This is a genomic window from Methanoregula sp., assembly GCF_002835825.1.
Classification (GTDB): Archaea; Halobacteriota; Methanomicrobia; order Methanomicrobiales; family Methanospirillaceae; genus Methanoregula.
The window spans coordinates 1-1,769 of sequence record NZ_PIZH01000425.1 but is presented as its reverse complement, the minus strand read 5'-3'; the positions used below and the strand labels follow the sequence as shown (position 1 = coordinate 1,769).

At 60.7% G+C, this 1,769-nt stretch carries 2 protein-coding genes; one reads left to right on the top strand and one right to left on the bottom strand.

The annotated features are described in order from the left end of the window. Positions 1–1,046: Holliday junction branch migration DNA helicase RuvB (gene ruvB, locus CW742_RS11860; RefSeq protein WP_292420641.1), on the top strand; the 1,046-nt coding region annotated here is incomplete at its 5' end. A gap of 35 nt (positions 1,047–1,081) precedes the next feature. On the opposite strand, the gene CW742_RS11855 is transcribed toward ruvB, so the two are convergent. Then, positions 1,082–1,588: a DNA-3-methyladenine glycosylase gene (locus CW742_RS11855; protein WP_292420639.1), complete on the bottom strand. Its 507-nt coding sequence runs from the start codon at positions 1,586–1,588 to the stop codon at positions 1,082–1,084. Positions 1,589–1,769 lie beyond the last annotated feature (181 nt).

Below are 1,769 nucleotides of genomic sequence, written 5' to 3'. Positions count from 1 at the left end.
TGGCGGCGAGGGGGAGCGGCGCGGGTCGAAGGAGGGCGGGGCGCAGGGGGGAGCGGGGCGGCGAACGGGCCCCCCGGCACGGGGGGACCGATGGCCCGGCCGCCCGGGCGAGCCGGCTAGGGGGGTTCGGCGGGGAGGAGCAGGTCAGGGAGTGGCTCCAGGTAGGAATCGGGGCAGCATGCAAACGGGACGAGCCGATCGATCACATCCTCTTCTCCGGCCCCCCGGGGCTTGGCAAGACCACGCTTGCCCATATCATCGCACGCGAACGCGGGGCCGATATACGGACAACAACGGGCCCGGTTCTCGAGAAGCCCGGCGATATCGCGGCGCTTCTCACGCCATTAAAGCGGGGGGACATCCTCTTCATCGACGAGATCCACCGGGTCAGCCCGGTGGTCGAGGAGGTCCTTTATCCTGCGATGGAGGACTTCTTCATCGATGTGATGATCGGGGAAGGGCCCAGCGCCCGCTCCATCAAGCTGGATCTCGAACAGTTCACTCTCATCGGGGCCACCACCAAACAGGGGCTCCTTGGCGCACCCTTCCGGGACCGGTTCGGTATCATCTCGCGCCTCGACCTGTATTCCCCGGAGGATCTGGCCCGGATTGCGACCCGGAGCGCCTCGATCCTGAAGATCCCGATCACACCTGAAGGGGCATCCGAGATCGCAAAGAGGAGCCGGGGGACCCCCCGCATTGTCAACCGGCTCCTCCGGAGGGTGAGGGACTATGCAACGGTTAAGGGAGATGGCACGATAACGCGCGAGATCGCAAATGATGCCCTTTCCATGCTCCAGATAGATGAGCTCGGCCTCGATGACCTTGACCGGCGCATTCTTGCGGTTGTGGCGAACGACTTCAATGGCGGCCCCGTAGGTGTGAAGACCATCGCGATCTCGGTTGGCGAAGAGGTGCGGACGATCGAGGACGTGTATGAACCATTCCTGATCCAGATCGGGTGTCTCAAGCGCACACCGCAGGGACGGGAGGTCACGCCCGCTGCAAAGAAACATCTCAACGACCCGCAAAAGACTCTCGTCTGATCAAGCGGGTTGATACGGGAGATACCCCGGGGTGGCTATTTGTCACGGTGCGAGATCTCCCATAAGTAGAGCGACGCAACCGATCCATAGGGCGAGTACCGCTTACGGTACCGCTCGAACGTGGTCCGGTCTATCGTCGCCTTCCCGTACAGGTGCATCATCCCGCGGCGGATTGCAAGATCGCTAAAGCTCACAACATCCGGCCGTTCCATCGAGAAGATGAGGAGCATCTCCGCGGTCCATCTTCCCACGCCGTTCAGGGTTGTGAGCCTGTCGATGACTTCACCATCAGAAAGCCTGTAAAGCGCGTTGAGGTCGAGGCTGCCGCCCGAAGTGGCATCACCGATCCCTTTGATATAGCCGGCTTTGCGCTTGGAAATCCCGCACCTGCGGATATCATCCGTTGTTGCCGAAGCGATCGTCTCCGGCGTGATCGCCCCGAACCGCACATCCATCCGCTCCCGGATGGTCTTTGCAGCTTTTGCCGAGATCTGCTGGCCTGCGATACTTGCGACAAGCGCCGCAAACAGATCCGGGGTCACCGTTCGTTCGATGAATCCGATCCCATCGATCGCCGCACCGAGTCGTTTATCACTTTTTTTCAGGTGATCCGTTACGTTGCTGTCATACCTGAAGATTGCTATTCTGTCCTGCCCCCTGCAATTGAATTTTTGTCAGGCTGTTAAGATGCATCTTTTCCTTCCCCGGTACAATTTCCCAACC